Genomic DNA, 1,581 nt, shown 5'->3' on the forward strand with positions numbered 1-1,581 from the left:
GGGCCAGAAGGCGCGCTCCGGCGTCGCCATCAACGGCTTCGAGGGCGGCCAGATGCCGCTCTACCGGCGCCTGCCGAAGCGTGGCTTCAACAACATCTTCGCCAAGAGCTTCACCGTTGTGTCGCTGGCCCGCATCCAGGTGGCCATCGACGCCAAGAAGCTCGACGCCAAGGCGACCGTGACGGCTGAATCGCTGGTTGCCGCCGGCGTCATCCGCCGCGTCAAGGACGGCGTGCGCATCCTCTCGGACGGCGAGATCAAGGCGAAGCTCGCCTTTGACGTCGCCGGCGCCTCCAAGGCCGCGATCGAAAAGATCGAAAAGGCCGGCGGTTCGGTCAAGCTGCCGCAGGAAAAGGCAGCTGCCGAGTAACGGCAATTTGAAGCGCGATCGGCAAGAGTGGGATCCGTTTTTGCTCACGATTGCGCTTTGATCTGCTCGACGAGGCGGCCGCGTCAACGCGGCCGCTTGCATGTTTAGAGCCCGGAGCTTATCTCGTGAGCTTCGGTGAAACGCGCCGCCTGACCTCAGGGCCATCAAGCGTTACCAAGCGGAGAATCAGGCATGGCTTCGGCTGCTGAACAATTAGCTTCGAATCTGAATTTCTCGGCCTTCGCCAAGGCGGAGGATTTAAAGAAGCGCATCTGGTTCACGATCGGCGCGCTGCTCGTCTATCGCCTCGGCACCTACATCCCGCTTCCCGGTATCAATCCCGACGCCTTCGCCCAGGCCTTCTCTTCGCAGAGCAAGGGCGTGCTTGGCATGTTCAACATGTTCGCCGGCGGCGCCGTGCAGCGCATGGCGATCTTTGCGCTCGGCATCATGCCTTACATCTCCGCCTCCATCATCATGCAGCTGATGACTTCGGTCATCCCGTCGCTGGAAGCGCTGAAGAAGGAAGGCGAACAGGGCCGCAAGGTCATCAACCAATACACGCGCTACGGCACGGTGCTGCTTGCGCTGGTTCAGGCCTATGGCATTTCTGTCGGTCTGGAAGGCGGCAACGGCATCGTCAGCGATCCCGGCATGTTCTTCCGCATCTCGACCGTCGTCACGCTGGTCGGCGGCACCATGTTCCTGATGTGGCTGGGCGAGCAGATTACCGCGCGCGGCATCGGCAACGGCATTTCGCTGATCATCTTCTCCGGCATCGTCGCCGGCCTGCCGCACGCCATCTCCGGCACGCTGGAGCTTGGTCGCACCGGCGCGCTGTCGACCGGCCTGATCCTGGCGATCATCGTGCTGGCCGTCGTCGTCATCGCGCTCATCGTGTTCTTCGAGCGCGCCCAGCGCCGCTTGCTGATCCAGTACCCGAAGCGCCAGGTCGGCAACCGCATGTTCCAGGGCGATACCTCGCATCTGCCGCTGAAGCTCAACACGTCGGGTGTCATTCCGCCGATCTTCGCGTCGTCGCTGCTGTTGCTGCCGGCCACCGTCGCGGGCTTCTCGCAGACGGCCAACATGCCGGCCTGGGCCAGCACCATCCTGGCCGCGCTCGGCCATGGCCAGCCGCTTTACATGGCATTCTATGCGGCGATGATCGCGTTCTTCGCCTTCTTCTACACTGCGATTGTCTTCAACCC

At 62.7% G+C, this 1,581-nt stretch carries 2 protein-coding genes; both read left to right on the forward strand.

Annotation, left to right across the window (positions count from 1 at the left end; all coding sequences use genetic code 11):
* Nucleotides 1-370, forward strand: a 370-nt coding sequence (gene rplO / locus EOD15_RS33965; protein WP_127409283.1) for a 50S ribosomal protein L15, incomplete at its 5' end; no start/stop codon positions are given.
* Between the two features lie 192 nt (nt 371-562).
* Nucleotides 563-1,581: preprotein translocase subunit SecY (secY, locus tag EOD15_RS33970; protein WP_127409284.1), on the forward strand; the 1,019-nt coding region annotated here is incomplete at its 3' end.

Source organism: Mesorhizobium sp. M7A.T.Ca.US.000.02.2.1 (genome assembly GCF_003996995.1).
Taxonomy (GTDB): Bacteria; Pseudomonadota; Alphaproteobacteria; order Rhizobiales; family Rhizobiaceae; genus Mesorhizobium.